Below are 20,780 nucleotides of genomic sequence, written 5' to 3' on the forward strand. Positions count from 1 at the left end.
TAAGAATCACCGTTTGCTTTTGATGATGGTGCCCAGGCCTTGCAGATAGGCCACCAGCGCGTCCATTTCGGTTTTGCCCTTCACGGCATCTTTTGCACCGGCGATGTCTTCGTCGGTGTAAGGGACGCCGAGCGTGCGCAACACTTCCATTTTCTTGGCCGTGTCTTTGCCATCGAGCTTGTTTTCTACGAGGAACGGGTAGGCCGGCATTTTCGACTCGGGGACGACGTTGCGCGGGTTGTACAAGTGCGCACGCTGCCAGTCATCGGAGTAACGACCGCCGACGCGGGCCAGGTCCGGACCGGTACGCTTGGAACCCCACAGGAACGGGTGATCCCAGACGCTTTCACCGGCGACCGAGTAGTGGCCGTAGCGTTCGGTTTCGGCACGGAACGGACGGATCATCTGCGAGTGGCAGCCGACACATCCGTTGGCGATGTAAACGTCGCGGCCTTCCAGTTCAAGGGCGGTGCGCGGCTTCATGCCTTCGACCGGCTTGTTGGTGACGTCCTGGAAAAACAGCGGAACGATTTGGGTCAGACCACCGACGCTGACGGCGATGACCATGAAGAAAGCCAGCAGGCCAATGTTCTTCTCGACGGCTTCATGCTTCATCAGTGAGCTCCAACTACGGCAATCTTGGCGGCGGCTTCGGCTTCAGCCGGGTTCGAGGCGCGAACGGTGCGCCATACGTTGTAAGCCATCAGCAGCATGCCGCTGGCGAAGAACGCACCGCCCAGGGCGCGGACGATGAAACCAGGGTGGCTGGCCTGCAGCGCTTCGACGAACGAGTAGGTGAGGGTGCCGTCATCGTTGATTGCACGCCACATCAGGCCCTGGGTGATGCCGTTGACCCACATCGAAGCGATGTACAGAACGGTACCGATGGTTGCGAGCCAGAAGTGCGCGTTGATCAGGCCGGTGCTGTGCATCTGCGCACGGCCGAACAGTTTCGGGATCATGTGGTAGATCGCGCCGATCGAGATCATCGCTACCCAGCCGAGCGCGCCGGCGTGTACGTGGCCGATGGTCCAGTCGGTGTAGTGCGAGAGCGAGTTGACGGTCTTGATCGCCATCATCGGACCTTCGAAGGTCGACATGCCGTAGAACGCCAGCGATACCACGAGGAAGCGCAGGATCGGGTCGGTGCGCAGCTTATGCCAGGCGCCCGACAGGGTCATCATGCCGTTGATCATGCCGCCCCAGCTCGGTGCCAGCAGGATGATCGACATCGCCATGCCCAGCGATTGTGCCCAATCCGGCAGCGCGGTGTAGTGCAGGTGGTGCGGGCCGGCCCAGATGTACAGGGTGATCAGTGCCCAGAAGTGCACGATCGACAGACGATACGAGTAAATCGGACGTTCGGCCTGTTTCGGCACGAAGTAGTACATCATCCCCAGGAAACCGGTGGTCAGGAAGAAGCCCACGGCGTTGTGGCCGTACCACCACTGGATCATCGCGTCGGTGGCGCCCGAGTAAGCCGAGTAGGACTTGAACAGGCTGACCGGCAGCGACATGTGGTTGACGATGTGCAGCATCGCGGTCACCACGATGAACGCACCGTAGAACCAGTTACCGACATAGATGTGCTTGGTCTTGCGCTTGGTGATGGTGCCGAAGAACACCAAACCGTAGGTGACCCAGACAATGGCCAGCAGAATGGCGAGGGGCCATTCCAGTTCCGCGTATTCCTTGGTGGTGGTGTAACCCAGCGGCAAGGTAATGATCGCGCCGACGATCACCGCCTGCCATCCCCAGAAGGTGAAGGCCGCGAGGCTGTCGGAAATCAGTCGCGTCTGGCAGGTTCGCTGCACGACATAGTAGGAAGTGGCAAACAGTGCACAACCACCGAAGGCGAAAATCACCAGGTTTGTGTGCAACGGGCGCAGGCGTCCAAAGCTCGTCCACGGCAGACCGAAATTCAACTCCGGCCAGACCAGTTGCGAGGCGATGAAGACACCGAGCCCCATGCCAAGGATCCCCCAGACCACCGTCATGATGGCGAACTGGCGGACTACCTTATAGTTATAAGCAGTCGGACTGATTGCTGTGCTCATTCTAAGGTTCCACGGTTTGGGTGTTTTATTAGGATTAAAATCGGCCGCAAGTATGTAGAAAGCAGGGGGTCAATGCAACGCGCCATGACCTGCGTCAATGCTTTCCAACGCTGATTCTGCGGCCTTTCCATGCGCCGCGTAAGGACAAAATTGCCCTCGGGCAAAATGTCGCAGCGGACGAAAAAAGCGAGGGGTCCCGGTCGGATGTAACGGGGTGTGTTCGAACGCTAGGTTCGGGTGACGGACGGTAATTGGCACGACAGCCGGTATCTACCGGCCTTTGCGGCCATGTCAGTCAGCCGATTCGTTCAACGCCTCGCTCGGGGTCGACCTGGAACCGGCACGGGCCAGTCCGCATCGAGCAAGCGTAGACCCGAATCCGGGTAACCGAAAGGAGAGGGGGTGAAGGGGTGCGACAATGCGTCGCAAAGGGACTGGAAACTGCCGCACTGGAAACGTGCGGCAGTCTTGTGCGCAATGATTACTTTTTATTGTCCTCAGTAATCAGTTTTTCTGTATTCAATCCATTGCTCAGGCTGTACACATAAGCGGCCAGCAATTGCACTTTATCGTTGCCCAACAGCTCGTTCTGAGCGGGCATGTGGCCTTGACGGCCATGGCGAATGGTCTGCTCGAGCTGGGTCAGGCTGGTGCCGTAGATGAAACCGGCCGGGTGCGTCAGGTTCGGCGCGCCCATGGCTTCGGTGCCCTGGCCGTTTGCCCCGTGACAGGCGACGCACATCGTGCTGAACGCTTGCTGCCCGGCTTGCAGGTCGGCCTTGTTGTCCGCCGCCAGTGGCAGGCCGGCCAGTTCGTGACGCACGTAAGCCGCGACGTTTTTCACCCCGGCCTCACCCAGCGCTTCGCCCCACGCCGGCATCGCCGCCATCCGGCCACCCATGATGGTGGTCTTGATCGTTTCGGCGCTGCCGCCCCAACGCCAGTCCTTGTCGGCGAGGTTAGGGAAACCGAACGCGCCTTTGGCGTCCGAGCCGTGGCACACCGAGCAGTTGGAGGCGAACAGACGGCCGCCCATTTTCAGCGCCTGCGGATCCTTCGCCACTTCTTCCACCGGCATCGCGGCGAATTTGGCGAAGATCGGCCCGAACTTGGCGTCAGCCTTGCTCATTTCCTTTTCCCACTCGTGGACGCCGGTCCAGCCGTCTTCGTAGCCGGGCAGGATGCCTTTCCAGTTGCCCAGGCCCGGGTAAAGGATCAGATAGCCCACGGAAAACACCAGCGTGCCGGCGAACAGCATGAACCACCACTGCGGCAGCGGGTTGTCGTACTCCTCGATGCCGTCGAAGCTGTGGCCCATGGTCTGGTCGACGCTGCCCTTGGTTTCGCCCCGACGGGTGCCGACCAGCAGCCAGGTCAGGCCGATCAGGCTGCCGATGGTCAGTACGCAGATCCACGTACTCCAGAAGGTGGTCATGGCCGGGTACTCCTTGTTTCATTAACTTGGGTAGTGTCGGGTTGTGGCTCGTCGGCAAACGGCAGCAGGCGCGCTTCGGCGAATTCCGGCGTGCGCTTGCGGTTGAACACCCAGAGGGTCAGGCCGACGAAGGCCACGAACACCACGACCGTGCCGAGGCCTCGTATGAGGCCCGCGCTCATTTCAATGACCATGGCTCACCTCTTGCTCTTGATCGCAGTGCCGAGCACTTGCAGGTAGGAGACGAGGGCGTCCATTTCGGTCTTGCCCTTGAGGCTGGCCACCGCGCCGCTGATGTCGTCATCGGTATACGGCACGCCGAGGGTGCGCATGACCTTGAGCTTGGTCTCGGTGTGGCTGCTGTCGACCGGTTGGGTGACCAGCCATGGGTAGGCCGGCATTTTCGATTCCGGTACGACGTTGCGCGGGTTGTACAAGTGCGCACGGTGCCAGTCATCCGAGTAACGCGCGCCGACCCGGGCCAGGTCCGGACCGGTACGTTTCGAGCCCCACAGGAACGGGTGATCCCACACGCTCTCGCCCGCCACCGAGTAGTGGCCGTAGCGTTCGGTTTCAGCGCGGAACGGGCGGATCATCTGCGAGTGGCAACCGACGCAGCCTTCGCGGATGTAGATGTCGCGGCCTTCCAGTTGCAGTGCGGTGTAGGGCTTCATGCCTTCCACCGGTTTGTTGGTCACGTCCTGGAAGAACAGCGGGACGATCTGGGTCAGGCCGCCGATGCTCACGGCAAACACCATCAGCAGCATTAGCAGGCCGACGTTCTTTTCAATCGTTTCGTGTTTCATGGCGGACTCCTCAGGCCATCTGCGCGGCAGCAACGACGTCAGCAGGCTGCGAGGCCCGCACGGTGCGCCAGGTGTTGTAAGCCATCAGGAACATGCCGCTGAGGAAGATCGCCCCGCCAATCAGCCGCACGACGAAGCCTGGGTGGCTGGCCACCAGGGTTTCGACGAAGGAGTAGGTCAGCGTGCCGTCCTCGTTCACCGCACGCCACATCAGGCCTTGTGCAATGCCGTTGACCCACATCGATGCGATGTAGAGCACGGTGCCGATGGTCGCGAGCCAGAAGTGCGCGTTGATCAGGCCGATGCTGTGCATCTGCTCTTTGCCGAAGATTTTCGGGATCATGTGATACAGCGCGCCGATGGAAATCATCGCCACCCAGCCGAGCGCGCCGGCGTGTACGTGGCCGATGGTCCAGTCGGTGTAGTGGGAGAGGGCGTTTACAGTCTTGATCGCCATCATCGGACCTTCGAAGGTCGACATGCCGTAGAACGCCAGCGACACCACGAGGAAGCGCAGGATCGGGTCGCTGCGCAACTTATGCCAGGCACCCGATAGGGTCATCATGCCGTTGATCATGCCGCCCCAGCTCGGCGCCAGCAGAACCAGCGACATCACCATGCCCAGCGACTGCGCCCAATCCGGCAGGGCGGTGTAGTGCAAGTGGTGCGGGCCGGCCCAGATGTACAGAGTGATCAGCGCCCAGAAGTGCACGATCGACAGGCGATACGAATACACCGGGCGTTCGGCCTGCTTCGGCACGAAGTAGTACATCATCCCGAGGAAACCGGCGGTGAGGAAAAAGCCTACGGCGTTGTGGCCGTACCACCATTGCACCATCGCGTCGGTTGCACCGGCGTACACCGAGTAGGACTTGGTGAAGCTCACCGGCAATTCAAGGTTGTTGACGATGTGCAGAATCGCCACGGTGATGATGAACCCGCCGAAGAACCAGTTGCCCACATAAATGTGCTTGGTCTTGCGCTGCATGATCGTGCCGAAGAACACGATCGCGTAGGCGACCCAGACGATGGTGATCAGGATGTCGATCGGCCATTCCAGCTCGGCGTATTCCTTGGAGCTGGTGTAACCCAGTGGCAGGCTGATGGCTGCCAGCAGGATCACCAGTTGCCAGCCCCAGAAGCAGAAGGCGGCGATTTTTGGCGCAAACAATTGCGTCTGGCAGGTGCGCTGCACCGAGTAGAACGAACTGGCGAACAAGGCACAGCCGCCGAACGCGAAGATCACCGCGTTGGTGTGCAGCGGGCGCAGGCGTCCGAAGCTGGTCCACGGCAGGTTGAAGTTGAGTTCGGGCCAGACCAATTGAGCCGCGAGAAAAACCCCGAGCCCCATGCCGACGATGCCCCACACCACCGTCATAATGGCGAATTGGCGGACCACCTTGTAGTTGTAGGCGGTACTGATAGAAGTGTTCATGGTTCCCCATCCACGGTTCAGCCGAAGTGAGCGCGCGCAGAAAACGCCGCGAATCCTTCGCCTGGAGTTATAGGCAGACTAAAAGCGAGGCAAGCATGGACAAACAGCACAAGGCCAGTATTGACGGGGATCAATGGGCGCAGTGCCTGCGGGATCGTGGGTGGCTTTGGGATGCGGCCAGTGGTGAGGCTTCGGCGACGCTCATTCTCGCGCATGGGGCGGGGGCGCCGATGGACAGTGAGTGGATGACGGATGTGGCTGGGCGCCTTGCTGGGCTTGGGGTGAATGTGTTGCGGTTTGAGTTTCCTTATATGGCGCAGCGGCGGGTTGATGGGGTTAAGCGACCGCCGAATCCTGCGCCGAAGTTGCTCGAATGTTGGCGTGAGGTTTATGGCTTGGTGCGACTTCATGTCGCTGGGGTTTTGGCGGTTGGCGGGAAGTCGATGGGGGGGCGGATGGCCAGTCTTTTGGCGGACGAGTTGGGTGCGGATGCGCTGGTTTGTCTGGGTTATCCGTTTTATGCAGTGGGTAAGCCTGAGAAGCCACGGGTTGAGCATCTGGCTGGGCTAAAGACTCGGACGTTGATTGTGCAAGGCGAGCGCGATGCTCTTGGCAATCGGGACGCTGTCGAAGCTTACGATCTATCGCCGAGTATCGAGGTGTTTTGGCTGGCTGCGGGGGATCATGATTTGAAGCCGCTCAAGGTTTCCGGGTTTACGCATGAGCAGCATTTGGCTGCCGCCGCGCAGAAAGTGGCTGCGTTTCTCAAGCACTGATCGAGATTTTTGAACCGCATGAAGATCGGCTCCCTTTCCCCCTCGCCCCCCTGGGGGATAGGGCTGGGGTGAGGGGGTAGATCTTGAACGCGACACACTTTTCGATCTGTGTGCATATCCGTTGCTGCGGTCAAGCCCACCTAGGGTTTCGCCCTTACGGCGACTCACTTTTTTGACAAACGCCTCAAAAAAGTAAGCAAAAAAAGGCTTGCTCCTACGTCCGGCCCGCTCGCTAAAGCTCGGGGTTCCTTCGTTCCGGGATTCATCCGGGGGGCATCGCCTACGGTTTGCTTCGCTGCACCTCCTCTCGATGTGTTTGGCTTCGCCAAACGGTCGCTGCGCTCCCACCCCCGGACGAATCCCTCCACTCAGCCTTCCGACGTCGCCCGTGGATCAAGATCAAAAGCGGTACTCGAGCTAACGCTCATCGTGTTGAGTGGTGAGAAGCGGATGCGAGCTGCTTTCGTTTTCTGTGGGAGCCAGCCTGCTGGCGATGGCGGCCTGACAGCCGACCAGTTTTTACAGACTGCATGCAATCCCTGTGGGAGCGGGCTTGCTCGCGAAAGCGGTCTGCCAGAGCACAGCAAAGGAACAGTCAAACATCCGGCTTTTTGGCGCATAAACGTAATTCTGCAAGCACGTTTAAAGTACACGAACCGTTACGCCATAAGGGCTACAACACCTTGCGTCGTTGCCTACGCGTACGCCAGAATCCGCCGGCTTACGCGGCTATGGGGCGGGCTATATCGTTTCCCTGTCACTGAAAAACAGTGATCGGGTTTGGTAGCCCGTTTCTTGACAGCCGTGTGGTGTCCCTTATGCAGTCTCATTTTTGGGGCTGAGTTTTATATGGTGGCCATGCGTGGGGCTCCTTCGGGGGCGCCGGGGGTTTCTCTGTCTTGACCGGTCTACCAACCCACGTATGGCCGCCACCCTTCGTTTGGTAGCGAAAGTGACGGCTCTTCAATTCTTTCAAGATAGAGAGTCCGTATGTTCAAAATTACGCCAAACCCGCCAGAAACCGATTCAATCCCCTACGACGCCGCACTCGAAGCCGAAAACATAAAATCGGCAACCGAGCGGGCGATCAATCATTACCTCGATCCTGGGGCGCAGAAGACATCCAAGCCATCGCGCAAGCCCGGCAAGATCTATCTGGTCAATCCAACGATGGATGACGAAACGCTGCTGGTCGAAGCATGCGAAACGCTGTCATCGGCCAGTGACATGGCCCGGGATCTCGGCAACACCGTCGATCCGTCGCAGCGCAAGGCGATGCAGATTCTGCAGCAGGTCATCATGCTGAGTGAGCTGCTGGTCAATCGTGTGCTGGATAACCATCACGTCTCGCGGTAGTTGTCGCCCCGGTGAGGGGCTTGTTCCCTCACTGCCTGGCAGCCGTCTATAAAAATCCTCAAGCGACTCTTTCCGGAGTTCCAGCTGATGTCCAAGACCGTCATTCCACCGTTAGAAGATCCGGTGTCCCCGTACGAATTTCCCGATTCAAGAAAACTCCACGACGCGGCCGAACGCGCCCTCGACTATTACCTGACACCCGCAGCCCAAATCATGGCCACGCCCTACAGCCCAAACGACATGTTCATGGTCAACCCGCAAACCGACACGGAGTCCTTGCTGGCCAACGCCTGCGAGTCCCTCGCGTCAGCCACGGTCATGCTCGGTGACTTTGCCGGCCTGCTGGAAGGGCCGAACCGCAAGACCCTGTTGGGTATTGCGCAAGTGGTGATGTTGGGCGAGTTGGCGGTGAATCAGGCGCTGGATAACCTCGTGCCGAAGGAGTAAACGGCACAAAAAACCGGAAGTGTTTGGCTTCCGGTTTTTTTATCGATATCAAAAGGTCACAGCCTGCCAGTGATCACAAATTTATCGAATGCTTTTTGCCCATCACGTGCCGCTCGCCGCACATCAAGGAATGTCAGTTCAGCCCGGACTTCCTTTCTTACAGGTTTGTCGGTCGTGACCATCGGATTCTGCGTAGGGGATGTATTCATGCTGGTTAGCTCGTGTGAATAGGTTCGGACGACAAAGTAGAGCCGGGCTTCATTGCGTGCCAGTCAGTTGGGTCTGATTCAGTTGTAGGCACTGTCCGCGTTTTTTGAATGAGATTTTCGTCAGCAGGCCGGGCCTTTTCGCGGGCAAGCCCGCTCCCACAAGGATGGTGGTGTTGCGAGATTTCGTGGCCAATGCGAAACCCTGTGGGAGTGGGCTTGCCCACGAAGAGGGCGGTGCTGGCTACGTCCATTTCAAACAGGCAATAAAAAACCCGGAAGCTTTCGCTGTCCGGGGTTTTTTTATTGCCAGAACAATCAGCGGTTAAACCGCTCCACCAACGAATACTGCGTGTTGGCAGTCTTGGTCAGCTCTTCACTCAGCAGCGCCGAGTTATGCGCCTGTTCCGAGGTCTGGTCCGCCAGTTCCGAGATGTTGCTGATGTTGCGGCTGATTTCTTCAGCCACGGCACTTTGCTCTTCGGTCGCGGCGGCGATCTGGGTGGTCATGTCGGTGATGTTGGCCACCGCTTCGCTGATGCCCACCAGGGCCTGGTCTGCTTCCAATACCCGCGCCACACCTTCTTCCGCCTGACGATGGCCGGCTTCCATGGTTTGTACGGCGCTGGATGCGGTCTGTTGCAGCTTGGCGATCAGGGCGTGGATCTGGCCGGTGGATTCGCTGGTGCGTTGCGCCAGTTGGCGGACTTCGTCGGCGACCACGGCAAAACCACGGCCCATTTCGCCGGCACGCGCTGCTTCGATCGCGGCGTTGAGGGCGAGCAGGTTGGTCTGGTCGGCGATGCCTTTGATGACGTCGACCACGCCGCCGATTTCGTCGCTGTCCTTGGCCAGTTGGGTCACGGTCAGGCCGGTTTCGCCGACGACGACCGACAGGCGCTGGATGGCTTCGCGGGTTTCCCCGGCAATGTCGCGGCCGCGGCCGGTCAGGCGGTTGGCTTCCTGAGTGGCGTCGGCGGTGCGTTGTACGTGGCTGGCCACTTCTTGCGTGGTGGCGGCCATCTGGTTGACGGCGGTGGCGACCTGTTCGGTTTCCACGCGCTGACGTTCCAGACCGCTGGAGCTGTTGTGCGCCAGGGCGTCGGACTGTTTGGCCTGATCGGTCAGGTGCTCGGCGGTGTCCTGCAGACGGGTCAGGCAGGTTTTCAGGCGGGCTTCCTGGCTGAGGATCGACATCTCCAGACGGGCCTGTGGGCCACGGCTGTCGGTGTACATCTGCGCGATCAGCGGGTCGGAGGTGGTCTGCTCGGCCAGACGTAGCAGGCGTTTGAGCCCGCGTTGTTGCCATTGCAGGCCCAACAGGCCCAGCGGCACCGACAGACCGGCGGCGAGGGCGAAGCCCCACTGCGAGTTCAGGGTGGCGCCGATCATGAAGCTCAGCTGGCTGACCAGAATGAACGGCAGCCAGTCCTGCAGCACCGGCAGCCATTTGTCAGTTTGAGGGATCGCCGACTTGCCCTGGTTGATGCGTTGGTAGAGCGCTTCGGCACGGCGGATCTGTTCGGCGGACGGCTTGACCCGCACCGACTCGTAACCGACCACCTGATTGCCATCGAACACCGGCGTTACATAGGCGTTCACCCAGTAATGATCACCGGTCTTGCAGCGATTCTTGACAATGCCCATCCATGGCAAGCCTTGTTTCAGTGTGCCCCACATGTGCGAAAACACCGCAGCCGGGACGTCGGGGTGACGAACCAGGTTGTGCGGCGCACGGATCAGTTCCTCACGCGAAAACCCGCTGATTTCGACGAAAGCGTCGTTGCAGTAGGTGATCACGCCCTTGGCGTCGGTTGTGGAAATCAACCGTTGCTGAGCCGGGAAAGTCCGTTCGCGTTGTGTAATGGGCTGGTTGTTACGCATGGTTTTTCAATCCGCAAGGCTTTGAAAGGTTGTCGGCGGGGTCGGCCATTTATTGAAATTTTTTTTCATTTATAAGTACGGCGTCGCAAAACCGACCTTGCTTCAACCCGCGAGCATCGGATAGGTGAACAGGCCGAAGTGCAGCAGGTTCAGGCCAAAGTGCGTGGCGATCGCCGCACCGAGCCCGCCAAAACGGTAGGCCAGACCATAGCCGACACCCGCCAGGCTCGCCAGCAACACCCATTGCCAGCCGGCGCCCACATGCACCAGGCCGAACAGCAGGGACGCGAGCAGCAGCGCGAGGTTTTCGCCGTAGGGCAGGTGTTTGAAACGCCGGCTCAGGCCGCCCTGGATATAGCCGCGAAACAGCGCTTCTTCGACCAGCGTCACCAGCAGCAGATTGTTCAGCACCCACAGCCACGCCTGATCCGGCCATTTCGGCGCCCAGGTGATCATGCCCAGCAACACCGCGCCGCCCAATGCGAGGATTACGCTCAGCGTCAGTGCCAGCGCGGTGGCGTACACCGTCAGGCGCAATGAGCGTCGCGCGACGATCCATGGGCAGACCAGTAGCAGCCAGAAGCCAATCAGTGGTTTGTCGAGATTCAGGTACATCGAGAACGGCACGGCGTTGTCGGTGAAGCGCTGCGGCTCGATGGCCCGGCCGCTGTAGAAGCCCGGCAGCCAGTGCAGGGCCAGCGCCAGAGCCAACACGATAAACAGGCCATGGCCGAGATAACGCCCGACCGGCACGGTTTGCTGGCGCACGGCGTAACCGGCGAAAACCAGCAGTGCAATGGAGATCAGCGCCAGCCAGCCGAGCTGGCCGAAACTCAGCGCCAATCCGTAACCAAGGCTGAGAAGCCCGAGATAGAGCCATGGCAGAGCTGTCATGGAAAGTCCTTGTGCACGATTTGTGGACAGGCTTTCTACACGGGTGGGGGCGAGGGGACAAGTGAAGGTGTGGCGAGAAACCGGGACAACAACAAAGCCATTGGCCAAACACAAATCCCAATGTGGGAGCGGGCTTGCTCGCGAAGGCGAAGTAACATTCAGCAAATCTGTTAGCTGACACACCGCATTCGTCGGATCGCCGCCCGGAGCAAGCCCGCTCCCACAGGGGATTTATATTCCACCAGGGATTTTGTGTTTGGCTGAAGGATCAGCGCAGGTTGAGTTTCACCGCCGCGCGCTCGGTGATTTCCGTGCGCAACTTCAGCGAAGGCGCTGCACGCTTGCGGGCTTCTTCAACAACAGCACTCGGCGCCGTCTCCGGGCTGCCCGAATCAAACGGCGGCGCCGGCGCATATTCCAGCTGCAACTGCACCAGTTGCGCCGTATCGACACCGACCAGTTCTTGCGCCAGCGTGAGGGCAAAATCGATCCCCGCCGTGATGCCGCCCCCGGTAAACAGATTGCCGTCACGCACCACCCGATCCTTCACCGCAATCGCTCCCAATGTCGGCAGCAAATCGTGATAAGCCCAATGCGTGGTCGCCCGCTTACCCTGCAACAAACCCGCCGCCCCAAGCACCAGCGAACCCGTGCACACCGACGTCACGTACCGCGCCTGCGCCGCTTGCGACTTGATGAACGCCAGCGTCTGCTCATCCTCCATCAACGGCCCGACCCCGGCGCCGCCGGGAATGCAGATAACATCCAGATCCGGGCAGTCCTCGAAGGTGGTGGTCGGTTTCAGCACCAGCCCGGTGCTGGCGGTGACCGGCACCAGATCCTTCCAGATCAGGTGCACCTGCACGTCCGGCAACGAGGCCAGCACGTCATACGGGCCGGTCAGGTCGAGTTGCTGCACCTGGGGAAACAACAGAAAACCGATCTGCAACGCCATGATTCTTCTCCGTGAAAAGGGGTGGACGGCTTCACTGTAGGCGCGTAGGTTTTGGCGCATACGCCAATCAGCCCACGAATTACGCCAAATGCCGAAAACCATCCACGTCCTCGCGTTCGCCAATGTGCAATTGCTCGATGTCACCGGGCCGTTGCAGGTCTTCGCCTCGGCCAACGACATCGCCCGCCAGCAGGGTTTGCCTGCGCCCTATGCGCCAACGGTGATTGCCAGCGGTGGCGGGGCGGTCAACTCTTCCGCCGGGTTGGCGATGCTGGCCGAGCCGCTGCCGGAACAGCCCAGCGACACGCTGATCATCGCCGGCGGCTGGGGCGTTTACGCCGCTGCCGAAGATGTCGAATTGGTGGGTTGGGTGCGTGAACACGCAAATGACTGCCGGCGTGTGGCTTCGGTCTGTACGGGCGCATTTCTACTGGCGGCCAGCGGCTGGCTCGACGGTCGCCGGGTCGTCACCCATTGGACCCGCTGCGAACAACTGGCGCAGCAACACCCGCAATTGCAGGTCGAGCCCAATCCGATCTTCATCAACGACGGCCCGGTCTGGACCTCGGCAGGCGTCACCGCCGGCATCGACCTGGCGCTGGCCATGGTCGAAGACGATCTCGGTCGCGACATGGCCCTGGACGTCGCCCGGCAACTGGTGGTGTTCCTCAAGCGCCCGGGCGGGCAGTCGCAATTCAGCGTGACGCTGTCACTGCAAAAACAGGGCAACCGCTTCGATGATCTGCACGCGTGGATTGCCGAACACCTGACCTGCGATCTGGGTATTCCAACCCTCGCCGAACAGGCCGGCATGAGCGAACGCAGTTTCGTGCGCCACTACCGCGCCGACACCGGCCAGACCCCGGCCCGGGCGATTGAACTGATTCGCGTTGAAACCGCCCGCCGGTTGTTGAGCGATACCGGTTTGCCAATCAAACGGGTCGCGGCCAATTGTGGATTTGGCAGTGAAGAGACGTTAAGACGCAGCTTCCTGCGGGCCATGGGTGTGACGCCGCAGGCTTATCGGGAGCGGTTTTCGGTCAGCGCTGGAGCAGATCCAGTAATGCCTTGAGCGTCTCGCCCGGCGCTTCCTCGGGAATGTTATGCCCGACTCCCGCCAGCACTCGCCGCTCGTAAACCCCGGTGAAGTGAGGTGCATCTTCATCCTCCACCGGCGCTGGACCGACGCCATCATCCGCACCGCACAGCGAAATCGTCGGAACGCCGATCGCCGGTTGTTTCTCCAGCGCCTGCTCCATCCCTTCCCGCGCCGGATCGCCCGGCGCATACATGTAGCGATGGCGGTAGGAGTGAATCACCACCTCGACGAAATCCCGGTTGTCGAAGGCCGATGCACTCAGCGGATAACGCTCGGCGTTCCGCGCCCAGGTCGGCGACCACAACTGCCACAGCAACTCGCACAGTGCCCGACGATTCTGCGTCAACCCTTCAACGCCACGGGGTGTGTGAAAGTAATACTGATACCAGTAGCGATGCTCGCTTTGCGGATCCAGCGGCTGGACCGAATTCGGAATGTCTTGCAGGTTGTAGCCATCGCCCGTCACCAAACCGCGCACCCTCTCGGGGAACAACGCCGCAACGATGCAAGCCGCCCGACCGCCCCAGTCGTAACCGCACAAAGTCGCTTGCTCGATGCCCAGTGCATCCATCAGGTCCAGCAGATCCTGCGCCAACGCCGCTTGCTGGCCGGAGCGCAGCGTGTCCGGGCTGTTGAAACGGGTCGGGCCGTAACCACGCAGGTACGGCACGATCACCCGGTAACCCTTGGCGGCGAGGTGCGGGGCGATTTCATCGTAGGCGCGGGGAGAGTAGGGGAAGCCGTGAAGGAGGATGACCGGCGTGCCATTTTCCGGGCCGTGATGCTCATACGCGATGGTCAGGCTTTCAGTCTTGCAAAACTGCATCACGGCTTGGGTCATCTCACTCTCCCGTTATCCGAATAGCACCTTCTGCCAATGGTCTTCGCTGATGATGGCAATCGGCACGCCACTGTCGCGAAGCTCAACGGCTTTCTTGATCTTGGTGCCGTAGCTGCTGTGAAGCCATTGATCATTACCGATGCTGCCCACCACCAGATAATGAATCTTTTTGCTGACCGAGCCGCCGATCAGTCCACCGCGCTCGACAATCAGCGCTTCACAGTTCTTGCGGGGGCCGTAGGCCATAACGCCAGTGAACAGAAAGACACGATCAGCGCAGCTCAATGCCGGAGCAGGGTTGTCCAGAGGCAGAGAGGTTGAGGCAACGAAGGGTTGCTGTACGCCGACTGGAAGACCTGCGAACTGGTGAAGCATTTCCAGCAGTTCGGCTGACTCTTCTGCATCAAGAACGCCGTCACTGAGCATGTCGGCGAGACGCTTATAAAGGATGTTGACGACCGGATCATTCAGATGGATCAAGTGCGATTCGATCCAGTTTTTGAGAAATTCGGCTTCCTGCTGATTGATCTTGCCGTCTGCTGCAAGCCCGGCGGCGATTCCAGTCAGCGCGTCGACGGAGCGACGGTCGATTCGGGCCTGATGAAAGAAACTGCTGTTCTGAAACTCCTGATGCAGATCGACCATTGCGCTTCTCCTTAAGCTTCAGCTTCCGCCACCTGATTGAGATACTTGCTGCGATCCGGCGTAAACGTCACCACCATTTTCGTCCGCGAGCAGGTCATGACCCGTTCGGCACTCAGATCAATATCCAGATCTTCCCCACGCAAACCCTGCCACTGGGCCAGGTATTTCAGTGATCCGTATTTTTCATTCTTCTTCAGGCTGCGACTGACCCCGCCTTTCCAGCCCAGCACCGGTAGTTCATCGGCGATGCAGCGTTGAGCGAGGTCGGGGAAGCGGGTGGCGCGCTGGCGGCCGATTTCCCAGCATTTGATCAGGCCCTTGTCGGCGGCGTCCCACAGTTCATCGCGCTTGAGGCCGGTGCGCAGTGGGGTGTCGATCTGGCGGTGGATGCGTTGGCTCATTCTGGTTCCTTGAATCGGGTTTTTATTGGACAGCTCCGCTGTGCCCGTTGCGGTGGATGGTAGGGGGGGATGTAACAGCTGGCAACAAGGTATTTCGGGGTGTAAGTGCGAGTTGCGGGCCAAGCGTTACACGGGGTTGGCAGGTTTCTGTAGGCCGTGCCATCAACCAGTTGTATCGAAAGGAATCGATTGTGTGGGCGAGCCCTTCAACTACAAGGCTCGGGGGTGTTTACCGCTCGTAGGTAGCCTTCCTACAAGCGGCGATTGAAGTTGAGATCTTTCCTACAGGCTCTGGCGAAGATGGATGACTACGGCTGCCAGTAATTCTTCTCCCCACTCAACTTGCGATCCAGAAAACTCGCTGCACTGATCAGTGCCAGATGCGTCAGCGCCTGTGGTGTGTTGCCCAGATGCCGGCCACGGTTGTCGAATTCCTCCGCGTACAGCCCCAACGGATTGGCGTAACGCAGCAGTTGTTCGAATTCCAGGTGAGCCTTTTCCACTTGTCCGGCGCGGGCAAGACATTCCACGTACCAGAACGAGCACGCGGCGAAGGCGCCTTCAGTGCCGGACAAACCGTCGATACCCGCATCATCGTTGCGATAGCGGTAAACCATGCCGTCGCGCACCAGATGTTTTTCGATGGCTTCCAGCGTCGCCAGCCATTTCGGATCCTTGGCGCTGACAAAACGCACCAACGGCATCAGCAACATCGAGCCATCCAGAGCAGTGCCGCCCTGGTATTGCACAAAATGCCCGCGCTCTTCGTTCCAGAAGTTGTCCCAGATGTCGGCGTGGATTGCCTGACGAGTCTGGTCCCAGCGGGCAAAGGGCGCCGGCAGCGAGCGTTTCGAGGCCAGGCGGATGGCGCGGTCCAGCGCCACCCAGCACATCAGTCGCGAGTGCAGGAAGTGATGTTGCTCACCGCGCATTTCCCAGATGCCTACGTCCTTGGTCTGCCAGGTCTCACAGACCTGATCGACCACTTCCATCACGTGTTTCCAGCCTTCGTGGGAAATCGCGTCGCCGTATTTGTTGACCAGATAAACGGCGTCCATCAGTTCGCCGAAGATATCCAGTTGAATCTGGTCGTAGGCGCCATTGCCGATCCGCACCGGTTTCGCGCCGCCGTGGCCGGACAAATGCGTGAGTTCGGTTTCCGGCAGTTCCTGGCGGCCGTCGATGGCGTAGAGGATGTTCAGTTTCATCGACTGGCCGCTGCAATCGCTGACCCGCCCGCGCAGCCAGCGCATGTAGCCGTTGGCTTCGTCGACAAAGCCCAGGCGCATGAAGGCGTAGACGGTGAAGGAGGCGTCGCGGATCCAGGTGTAGCGATAGTCCCAGTTGCGTTCGCCGCCGGGTGTTTCCGGCAGGCCGAAGGTGGCGGCGGCGAGGATTGCGCCGTGCTGGCGTGAGGTCAGCAACTTCAGAGCGAGGGCCGAGCGGTTGACCATTTCGCGCCAGCGACCGCGATAGTTGGACTGGCCGATCCAGTCGCGCCAGAACTTCAGCGTGCGTTCGATGCACAGCTGCGCGGCGCCTTCGGCGAACCGCGGATCGTCGCTGGCGCCGAGCATGAAGGCCGCCGTTTGATTCTGCTTGAGAGTGAATTGCCCGACTGCCGCTTCGTTATCGACGCTCAAGGTTTGATCCGAGGCCAGCCGCAATGTCGGCTGCCCGCGGGCGCTGAACAGCACATCCTTTTCATCGATGAGGGCGTGGGTTTCAGCACGAGCGTAGTCATGCCGAACGGCGCAGCGCAGGTGAAGCGTCGCCTGCCCGCTGACTACCCGCACCCGACGCATCAACAGTGGTAAGGCGTCGTCGTTGTCGCCAATCGGCAGCAAATCGGTGATTTCCACCACGGCGTGGTCGCTGAGCCAGCGGGTTTGCAGGACATTGGTATCGGGCAGGTAAATCTGTTCGCGCCGGGCATCGGGCAGGTCCGGCGCGAGCTGAAAAATCCCGGCATCGGGGGTATCGAGCAGCGAACAGAAGATCGACGGGCTGTCGAACTCCGGCCAGCAGAAGAAATCCACGCTGCCCTTGTCATTGATCAGCGCGGCGCTGCGCATGTCGCCAATGATGCCGTGGGCGTCGATGGGGCTTTGTCGTTCGGGATGATGCTCAGCCATTGCCACGGAGCTCCGGATAGAGGCTCATGCCGCCGTCGATGAACAGGGTGGTGCCGACGATGTAGTCGGAGGCATCGGAGGCGAGAAACACCACCGCGTTGGCCACGTCCTCGACATCGCCGATACGCCCGTAAGGGATGAGTTTGAGCAGGGCTTGCCCGGCGTCGCCTTCGGTGGCGTCCTTATTGATGGCCGTGCGGATTGCCCCCGGTGCGATGCCGTTGATGCGGATTCGCTGATGGCTGACTTCCTGAGCGAGGGTCTGCATCAACTGATCGACGCCGCCCTTGGAGGCTGCGTAATTGACGTGGCCGGCCCAGGGAATGCGCTGGTGCACCGAGCTCATGTGGATGATCTTGCCGGCGGCCCGGGACACGCCTTCGCGCACGCCCTGGCGGTTGAAGATCCGCAGCGCGGCGCGGGCGCAGAGGAACTGGCCGGTGAGGTTGACGCCGATCACCGCGTTCCAGTCGGCCAGCGACATATCCACAGCCGCCGCGTCTTTTTGCAGGCCGGAATTGGCCACCAGAATGTCCAGCGTGCCGAAGGTGTCGAGCGTGTGCTGGAACAGTCGCTCTACGTCTTCTTCCTTCGAGACATCCGCGCCAATGGCGATGGCCTGTCCACCGTCGGCGACAATCTGCCGGGCCAGCGCTTCGGCCGGCTCGGCCTGACGGTTGTAGTTGATGACCACGGCAGCACCGGCAGCGGCCAGGGCTTTGGCGGCACCGTGGCCGATACCGGAACTGGCGCCGGTGACGAGCGCTACTTGGCGGGCGAGGGAAATCTGCATGCGGGGTCGCGCCTTGGGTTGAGGGCTTATTTAGCTGACTGATGGGCGGCGGCGAGAGTTCATCCGCGTACATGAAATCATCGACAGGTTTCTCTTGGGCGCTCCCGAGTCCGCATGGGACGCGGAGCGTCCCGGGCTGCATTCCCACGCGGAGCGTGGGAACGATCAAATCAACGCGGCAGCGATGGCCTTGCGGGCATTGGGGACTTCACATTCCACCAACAATTGCGCGCTTCCCCGGCCGTCAGGCTTTGTGGCAACTTGGCCGCCCCTGATGAGGCTGCATCCGATGGCAAACCCTTACCGCGAACTGTTCAACGCCCCCGGCGCCCGAGCTTTTGTGATTGCCGCGATGATCGCGCGCATGCCGATTTCCATGACCGGCATCGGCGTGATCACCATGCTCTCGCAATTGACCGGCGGCTATGCGTTGGCGGGCGGGGTGGCGGCGACGTTTGCGCTGGCCACGGCGTTTTGCGCTCCGCAGGTGTCACGGCTGGTGGACCGTTTCGGCCAGGGGCGAGTGCTGCCGGTGGCGGCGCTGATCGGCGGGGGCGCGCTGCTGATGTTGCTGCTGTGCACCCGTTTGCAGGCGCCGACCTGGACCCTGTTTGTCTGCGCGGCGCTGGCCGGTTGCATGCCGAGCATGTCGGCGATGGCGCGGGCGCGCTGGACCGAAATCTATCGCGGCCAGCCGCAGTTGCAGACCGCTTATGCGCTGGAGTCGGTGCTCGACGAAGTCTGCTTTATCGTCGGCCCGCCGCTGTCGGTAGGCTTGTGCGTCGGTGTGTTTCCCGAGGCTGGGCCGCTGGCGGCGCTGTTGATGTTGGCGATCGGCGTCACAGCGTTCGTCGCCCAGCGCAGCACCGAGCCGCCGGTGCATCCTCACGAATCAGAGCATCAAGGCTCGATCATTCGTTCGACCGACGTGCAATGGCTGTTGGCGTTGATGCTCGCCATGGGCGTGATTGTCGGCGTGGTGGATGTGGTCAGCGTCGCGTTCGCCCAGCAGCAGGGCCAGCCGGCGGCGGCGAGCATCGTGCTGTCGGTGTATGCCATCGGTTCCTGCCTGGCCGGCATTGCGTTTGGCGCGATGCGCTCGAAACTGCCGTTGCCGCGCCTGTTTCTCTACGGCGGTCTGGCGACAGCGGTGACCACTTTGCCGTTGTTGCTGGCGAGCAATATTTTCGGGTTGGCCGTCGCGGTGTTCATCGCCGGGCTGTTCTTCTCGCCGACCCTGATCGTGGCGATGGCGTTGATCGAGCGCATCGTGCCGCCGGCCAAACTCACCGAAGGCCTGACCTGGCTGGTGACCGGCCTGAGCATCGGCGTGGCCATCGGCGCCGCCGGTTCCGGCGCACTGGTGGATGCGTTCGGCGCCCGCAGCGGCTTCTGGCTGGCGATTGCCGCCGGGGCGGTGGTGCTGGGCTCGGCGGTGCAGAGCTTTCGTCACCTCAAATAATGCCGGTTACCAGCCCCGGCCCGAGTTCACCCAGAAGTTGACCGACAGCGACGTCGAGACCGACTCCACCTGATGGAACCAGCCTTCGGGCAGGAACAGCAGATCCCCGGCCTCTAGGGTCACGCGCAGGAACGTCACGTCGCGTGCGGCGGGGAAGCGCTCATAGTCCGGCGCATCCGGGTTGAAATCGCAGCCGTCCAGCCCACCTTCCGGCGCAGTGGACCAGGTGCCCAGCGCTTCGCGATGGTGGGGCGCAGCGAGGGTGAATTTCTTCTGGCCCCAGACCTGGGCGAACAGGTTGTCGGAGTCGTCGCGGTGCAGCGGCGTCAGCGTGCCCTTGGGGCCGATCCAGATCCGTGGCGGGATGAACAGCGAGCCATCGAAGTAGGGCGGGTATTTGATCTGCTGCATCAGCGCGGCCGGCAGGATGTTGTTGCCCATGTAGGCCGGAGGCTCGCCGTCCGCGCCCTTGACCGCCGGGCTCTCCAGCGAAGCGATGAAGTCGGCCATCGAAGTGGAGCGGAAATCCCGTTCGGTGGAGAAGGTTTTCTTCACGTAGTCGCCGTGGCGGGTGATGCCTTGCAGTTCGGCGAAATGCACCAGTGATTCTTCGCGGCTGAGCTTGAACAGCGGCCAGTCGTGCAAGGCGTTGCTGATAACCACCGGCGTGCCGAAGGGCAGGTAGCGCTCCTCGAATTCCTGGACTGACAACTCGCTGCGCGGCCGGCGCTCGACGACGGTCTGCACCGGTCGCGCGGCGGTGATGGCTTCACTGGGGCGCGGCGGCGTCGGGTAGCGCTTGTTCATGTCGACCTTTTGCGCCGGCGCACCACCGTGGCGGGCGTGGTCGATGATCTGCGGCAACATCGTCGCCAGGCCCATGTTGCCGCCGATCTTCAGCCGCCCGCTGGCGAACAGTTCTTCGACGTTGGCGGTGCCGCTCATGATCCCGGCGAAATCGTTCGGCGCCACTTCAATGGTCACGTCCGGGTTCGGGTGTCGACCGGCCTCGGTCCGGGTGCTGGCCTTGACCTCGGACCAGCACGCCAGCTGTGGACCCAGCACGAATTGGAAAACGCCTTCGATGCCGACGGCACCGGCATTGGCGAACAGCTTGCCCAGGATGGTCTGCAGGTCCACGGTGAATCCTCGT

At 60.9% G+C, this 20,780-nt stretch carries 20 protein-coding genes; 5 read left to right on the top strand and 15 right to left on the bottom strand.

Annotated features, from left to right (window positions below; genetic code table 11):
* Nucleotides 1-6: 6 nt before the first annotated feature.
* From ccoO (LOY31_RS09625) to ccoN (LOY31_RS09650), 6 genes are all read right to left on the bottom strand, one after another.
* Nucleotides 7-615, bottom strand: a complete 609-nt coding sequence (ccoO, locus tag LOY31_RS09625; RefSeq protein WP_007905434.1) for a cytochrome-c oxidase, cbb3-type subunit II — start codon at nucleotides 613-615, stop codon at nucleotides 7-9.
* On the bottom strand, nucleotides 615-2,057 hold the full coding sequence (ccoN, locus tag LOY31_RS09630; protein ID WP_007960352.1) for a cytochrome-c oxidase, cbb3-type subunit I: 1,443 nt from the start codon (nucleotides 2,055-2,057) through the stop codon (nucleotides 615-617). The genes ccoO (LOY31_RS09625) and ccoN (LOY31_RS09630) overlap by 1 nt, the downstream gene beginning before the upstream one ends.
* Nucleotides 2,058-2,538: 481 nt before the next feature.
* Complete coding sequence (gene ccoP, locus LOY31_RS09635) at nucleotides 2,539-3,492, bottom strand: cytochrome-c oxidase, cbb3-type subunit III (protein ID WP_007960353.1); 954 nt, start codon at nucleotides 3,490-3,492, stop codon at nucleotides 2,539-2,541.
* Nucleotides 3,489-3,686 (bottom strand): cbb3-type cytochrome c oxidase subunit 3, encoded by a 198-nt coding sequence (locus LOY31_RS09640; RefSeq protein WP_085613303.1) that lies wholly within the window; start codon nucleotides 3,684-3,686, stop codon nucleotides 3,489-3,491. Before LOY31_RS09640 ends, ccoP begins: the two co-directional genes overlap by 4 nt.
* A 3-nt stretch (nucleotides 3,687-3,689) precedes the next feature.
* Nucleotides 3,690-4,298 carry a cytochrome-c oxidase, cbb3-type subunit II gene (gene ccoO, locus LOY31_RS09645; RefSeq protein WP_007960355.1) on the bottom strand — a complete coding sequence of 203 codons (609 nt, stop codon included), beginning with the start codon at nucleotides 4,296-4,298 and terminating at the stop codon, nucleotides 3,690-3,692.
* Between the two features lie 10 nt (nucleotides 4,299-4,308).
* The gene (ccoN, locus tag LOY31_RS09650; RefSeq protein WP_085609009.1) at nucleotides 4,309-5,733 is read right to left on the bottom strand and encodes a cytochrome-c oxidase, cbb3-type subunit I; all 1,425 of its coding nucleotides are present in this window, start codon (nucleotides 5,731-5,733) and stop codon (nucleotides 4,309-4,311) included.
* Nucleotides 5,734-5,828: 95 nt separating this feature from the next.
* On the opposite strand from ccoN (LOY31_RS09650), the gene LOY31_RS09655 reads away from it, so the two are divergent.
* The 3 genes from LOY31_RS09655 (at nucleotide 5,829) to LOY31_RS09665 (ending at nucleotide 8,312) form a co-directional block, all read left to right on the top strand.
* On the top strand, nucleotides 5,829-6,509 hold the full coding sequence (locus tag LOY31_RS09655; RefSeq protein WP_221532993.1) for an alpha/beta family hydrolase: 681 nt from the start codon (nucleotides 5,829-5,831) through the stop codon (nucleotides 6,507-6,509).
* Nucleotides 6,510-7,499: 990 nt separating this feature from the next.
* Nucleotides 7,500-7,865 (top strand): DUF6124 family protein, encoded by a 366-nt coding sequence (locus LOY31_RS09660; protein ID WP_221532994.1) that lies wholly within the window; start codon nucleotides 7,500-7,502, stop codon nucleotides 7,863-7,865.
* Between the two features lie 87 nt (nucleotides 7,866-7,952).
* Nucleotides 7,953-8,312, top strand: coding sequence for a DUF6124 family protein (locus tag LOY31_RS09665; protein WP_221532995.1), 360 nt, complete (start codon nucleotides 7,953-7,955; stop codon nucleotides 8,310-8,312).
* Nucleotides 8,313-8,836: 524 nt separating this feature from the next.
* On the opposite strand, the gene LOY31_RS09670 is transcribed toward LOY31_RS09665, so the two are convergent.
* From LOY31_RS09670 to inhA, 3 genes are all read right to left on the bottom strand, one after another.
* Nucleotides 8,837-10,402 carry a PAS domain-containing methyl-accepting chemotaxis protein gene (locus tag LOY31_RS09670; protein ID WP_258713152.1) on the bottom strand — a complete coding sequence of 522 codons (1,566 nt, stop codon included), beginning with the start codon at nucleotides 10,400-10,402 and terminating at the stop codon, nucleotides 8,837-8,839.
* A gap of 102 nt (nucleotides 10,403-10,504) precedes the next feature.
* Nucleotides 10,505-11,296: a CPBP family intramembrane glutamic endopeptidase gene (locus LOY31_RS09675; protein WP_258713153.1), complete on the bottom strand. Its 792-nt coding sequence runs from the start codon at nucleotides 11,294-11,296 to the stop codon at nucleotides 10,505-10,507.
* Between the two features lie 268 nt (nucleotides 11,297-11,564).
* Nucleotides 11,565-12,251, bottom strand: coding sequence for an isonitrile hydratase (inhA, locus tag LOY31_RS09680; RefSeq protein ID WP_258713154.1), 687 nt, complete (start codon nucleotides 12,249-12,251; stop codon nucleotides 11,565-11,567).
* An 88-nt stretch (nucleotides 12,252-12,339) separates the two neighbouring features.
* Here inhA and LOY31_RS09685 point away from each other — a divergent pair, with 88 nt between their 5' ends.
* Entirely contained in the window at nucleotides 12,340-13,323 is a 984-nt protein-coding gene (locus LOY31_RS09685) for a GlxA family transcriptional regulator (RefSeq protein WP_085607944.1), read from the top strand.
* On the opposite strand, the gene LOY31_RS09690 is transcribed toward LOY31_RS09685, so the two are convergent.
* The 5 genes from LOY31_RS09690 to LOY31_RS09710 form a co-directional block, all read right to left on the bottom strand.
* Nucleotides 13,292-14,191: an alpha/beta fold hydrolase gene (locus tag LOY31_RS09690; protein WP_258713155.1), complete on the bottom strand. Its 900-nt coding sequence runs from the start codon at nucleotides 14,189-14,191 to the stop codon at nucleotides 13,292-13,294. The two genes, LOY31_RS09685 and LOY31_RS09690, sit on opposite strands and share 32 nt — an antisense overlap.
* 12 nt (nucleotides 14,192-14,203) lie before the next feature.
* The gene (locus LOY31_RS09695; RefSeq protein ID WP_258713156.1) at nucleotides 14,204-14,836 is read right to left on the bottom strand and encodes a BRCT domain-containing protein; all 633 of its coding nucleotides are present in this window, start codon (nucleotides 14,834-14,836) and stop codon (nucleotides 14,204-14,206) included.
* Between the two features lie 11 nt (nucleotides 14,837-14,847).
* Nucleotides 14,848-15,237, bottom strand: coding sequence for a hypothetical protein (locus LOY31_RS09700; RefSeq protein WP_085607937.1), 390 nt, complete (start codon nucleotides 15,235-15,237; stop codon nucleotides 14,848-14,850).
* Nucleotides 15,238-15,545: 308 nt separating this feature from the next.
* The gene (locus LOY31_RS09705) at nucleotides 15,546-17,372 is read right to left on the bottom strand and encodes a glycoside hydrolase family 15 protein (protein WP_258713157.1); all 1,827 of its coding nucleotides are present in this window, start codon (nucleotides 17,370-17,372) and stop codon (nucleotides 15,546-15,548) included.
* Nucleotides 17,365-18,165, bottom strand: coding sequence for an SDR family oxidoreductase (locus LOY31_RS09710; RefSeq protein ID WP_258713158.1), 801 nt, complete (start codon nucleotides 18,163-18,165; stop codon nucleotides 17,365-17,367). Before LOY31_RS09710 ends, LOY31_RS09705 begins: the two co-directional genes overlap by 8 nt.
* 289 nt (nucleotides 18,166-18,454) lie before the next feature.
* On the opposite strand from LOY31_RS09710, the gene LOY31_RS09715 reads away from it, so the two are divergent.
* Nucleotides 18,455-19,627: an MFS transporter gene (locus LOY31_RS09715; protein WP_240870287.1), complete on the top strand. Its 1,173-nt coding sequence runs from the start codon at nucleotides 18,455-18,457 to the stop codon at nucleotides 19,625-19,627.
* Nucleotides 19,628-19,633: 6 nt separating this feature from the next.
* Here the strand turns inward: LOY31_RS09715 and LOY31_RS09720 are convergent, their stop codons facing one another.
* Nucleotides 19,634-20,767, bottom strand: a complete 1,134-nt coding sequence (locus tag LOY31_RS09720) for a cupin-like domain-containing protein (RefSeq protein WP_258713159.1) — start codon at nucleotides 20,765-20,767, stop codon at nucleotides 19,634-19,636.
* Nucleotides 20,768-20,780 lie beyond the last annotated feature (13 nt).

This window comes from Pseudomonas sp. B21-021, from assembly GCF_024749205.1.
Taxonomy (GTDB): Bacteria; Pseudomonadota; Gammaproteobacteria; order Pseudomonadales; family Pseudomonadaceae; genus Aquipseudomonas; species Aquipseudomonas paraglycinae.

Coding starts and splice junctions, on each gene's coding strand:
- ccoO (WP_007905434.1), bottom strand. CDS start 615: ATGAAGCATGAAGCCGTCGAGAAGAACATTGGCCTGCTGGCTTTCTTC.
- ccoN (WP_007960352.1), bottom strand. CDS start 2,057: ATGAGCACAGCAATCAGTCCGACTGCTTATAACTATAAGGTAGTCCGC.
- ccoP (WP_007960353.1), bottom strand. CDS start 3,492: ATGACCACCTTCTGGAGTACGTGGATCTGCGTACTGACCATCGGCAGC.
- LOY31_RS09640 (WP_085613303.1), bottom strand. CDS start 3,686: ATGGTCATTGAAATGAGCGCGGGCCTCATACGAGGCCTCGGCACGGTC.
- ccoO (WP_007960355.1), bottom strand. CDS start 4,298: ATGAAACACGAAACGATTGAAAAGAACGTCGGCCTGCTAATGCTGCTG.
- ccoN (WP_085609009.1), bottom strand. CDS start 5,733: ATGAACACTTCTATCAGTACCGCCTACAACTACAAGGTGGTCCGCCAA.
- LOY31_RS09655 (WP_221532993.1), top strand. CDS start 5,829: ATGGACAAACAGCACAAGGCCAGTATTGACGGGGATCAATGGGCGCAG.
- LOY31_RS09660 (WP_221532994.1), top strand. CDS start 7,500: ATGTTCAAAATTACGCCAAACCCGCCAGAAACCGATTCAATCCCCTAC.
- LOY31_RS09665 (WP_221532995.1), top strand. CDS start 7,953: ATGTCCAAGACCGTCATTCCACCGTTAGAAGATCCGGTGTCCCCGTAC.
- LOY31_RS09670 (WP_258713152.1), bottom strand. CDS start 10,402: ATGCGTAACAACCAGCCCATTACACAACGCGAACGGACTTTCCCGGCT.
- LOY31_RS09675 (WP_258713153.1), bottom strand. CDS start 11,296: ATGACAGCTCTGCCATGGCTCTATCTCGGGCTTCTCAGCCTTGGTTAC.
- inhA (WP_258713154.1), bottom strand. CDS start 12,251: ATGGCGTTGCAGATCGGTTTTCTGTTGTTTCCCCAGGTGCAGCAACTC.
- LOY31_RS09685 (WP_085607944.1), top strand. CDS start 12,340: ATGCCGAAAACCATCCACGTCCTCGCGTTCGCCAATGTGCAATTGCTC.
- LOY31_RS09690 (WP_258713155.1), bottom strand. CDS start 14,191: ATGACCCAAGCCGTGATGCAGTTTTGCAAGACTGAAAGCCTGACCATC.
- LOY31_RS09695 (WP_258713156.1), bottom strand. CDS start 14,836: ATGGTCGATCTGCATCAGGAGTTTCAGAACAGCAGTTTCTTTCATCAG.
- LOY31_RS09700 (WP_085607937.1), bottom strand. CDS start 15,237: ATGAGCCAACGCATCCACCGCCAGATCGACACCCCACTGCGCACCGGC.
- LOY31_RS09705 (WP_258713157.1), bottom strand. CDS start 17,372: ATGGCTGAGCATCATCCCGAACGACAAAGCCCCATCGACGCCCACGGC.
- LOY31_RS09710 (WP_258713158.1), bottom strand. CDS start 18,165: ATGCAGATTTCCCTCGCCCGCCAAGTAGCGCTCGTCACCGGCGCCAGT.
- LOY31_RS09715 (WP_240870287.1), top strand. CDS start 18,455: ATGGCAAACCCTTACCGCGAACTGTTCAACGCCCCCGGCGCCCGAGCT.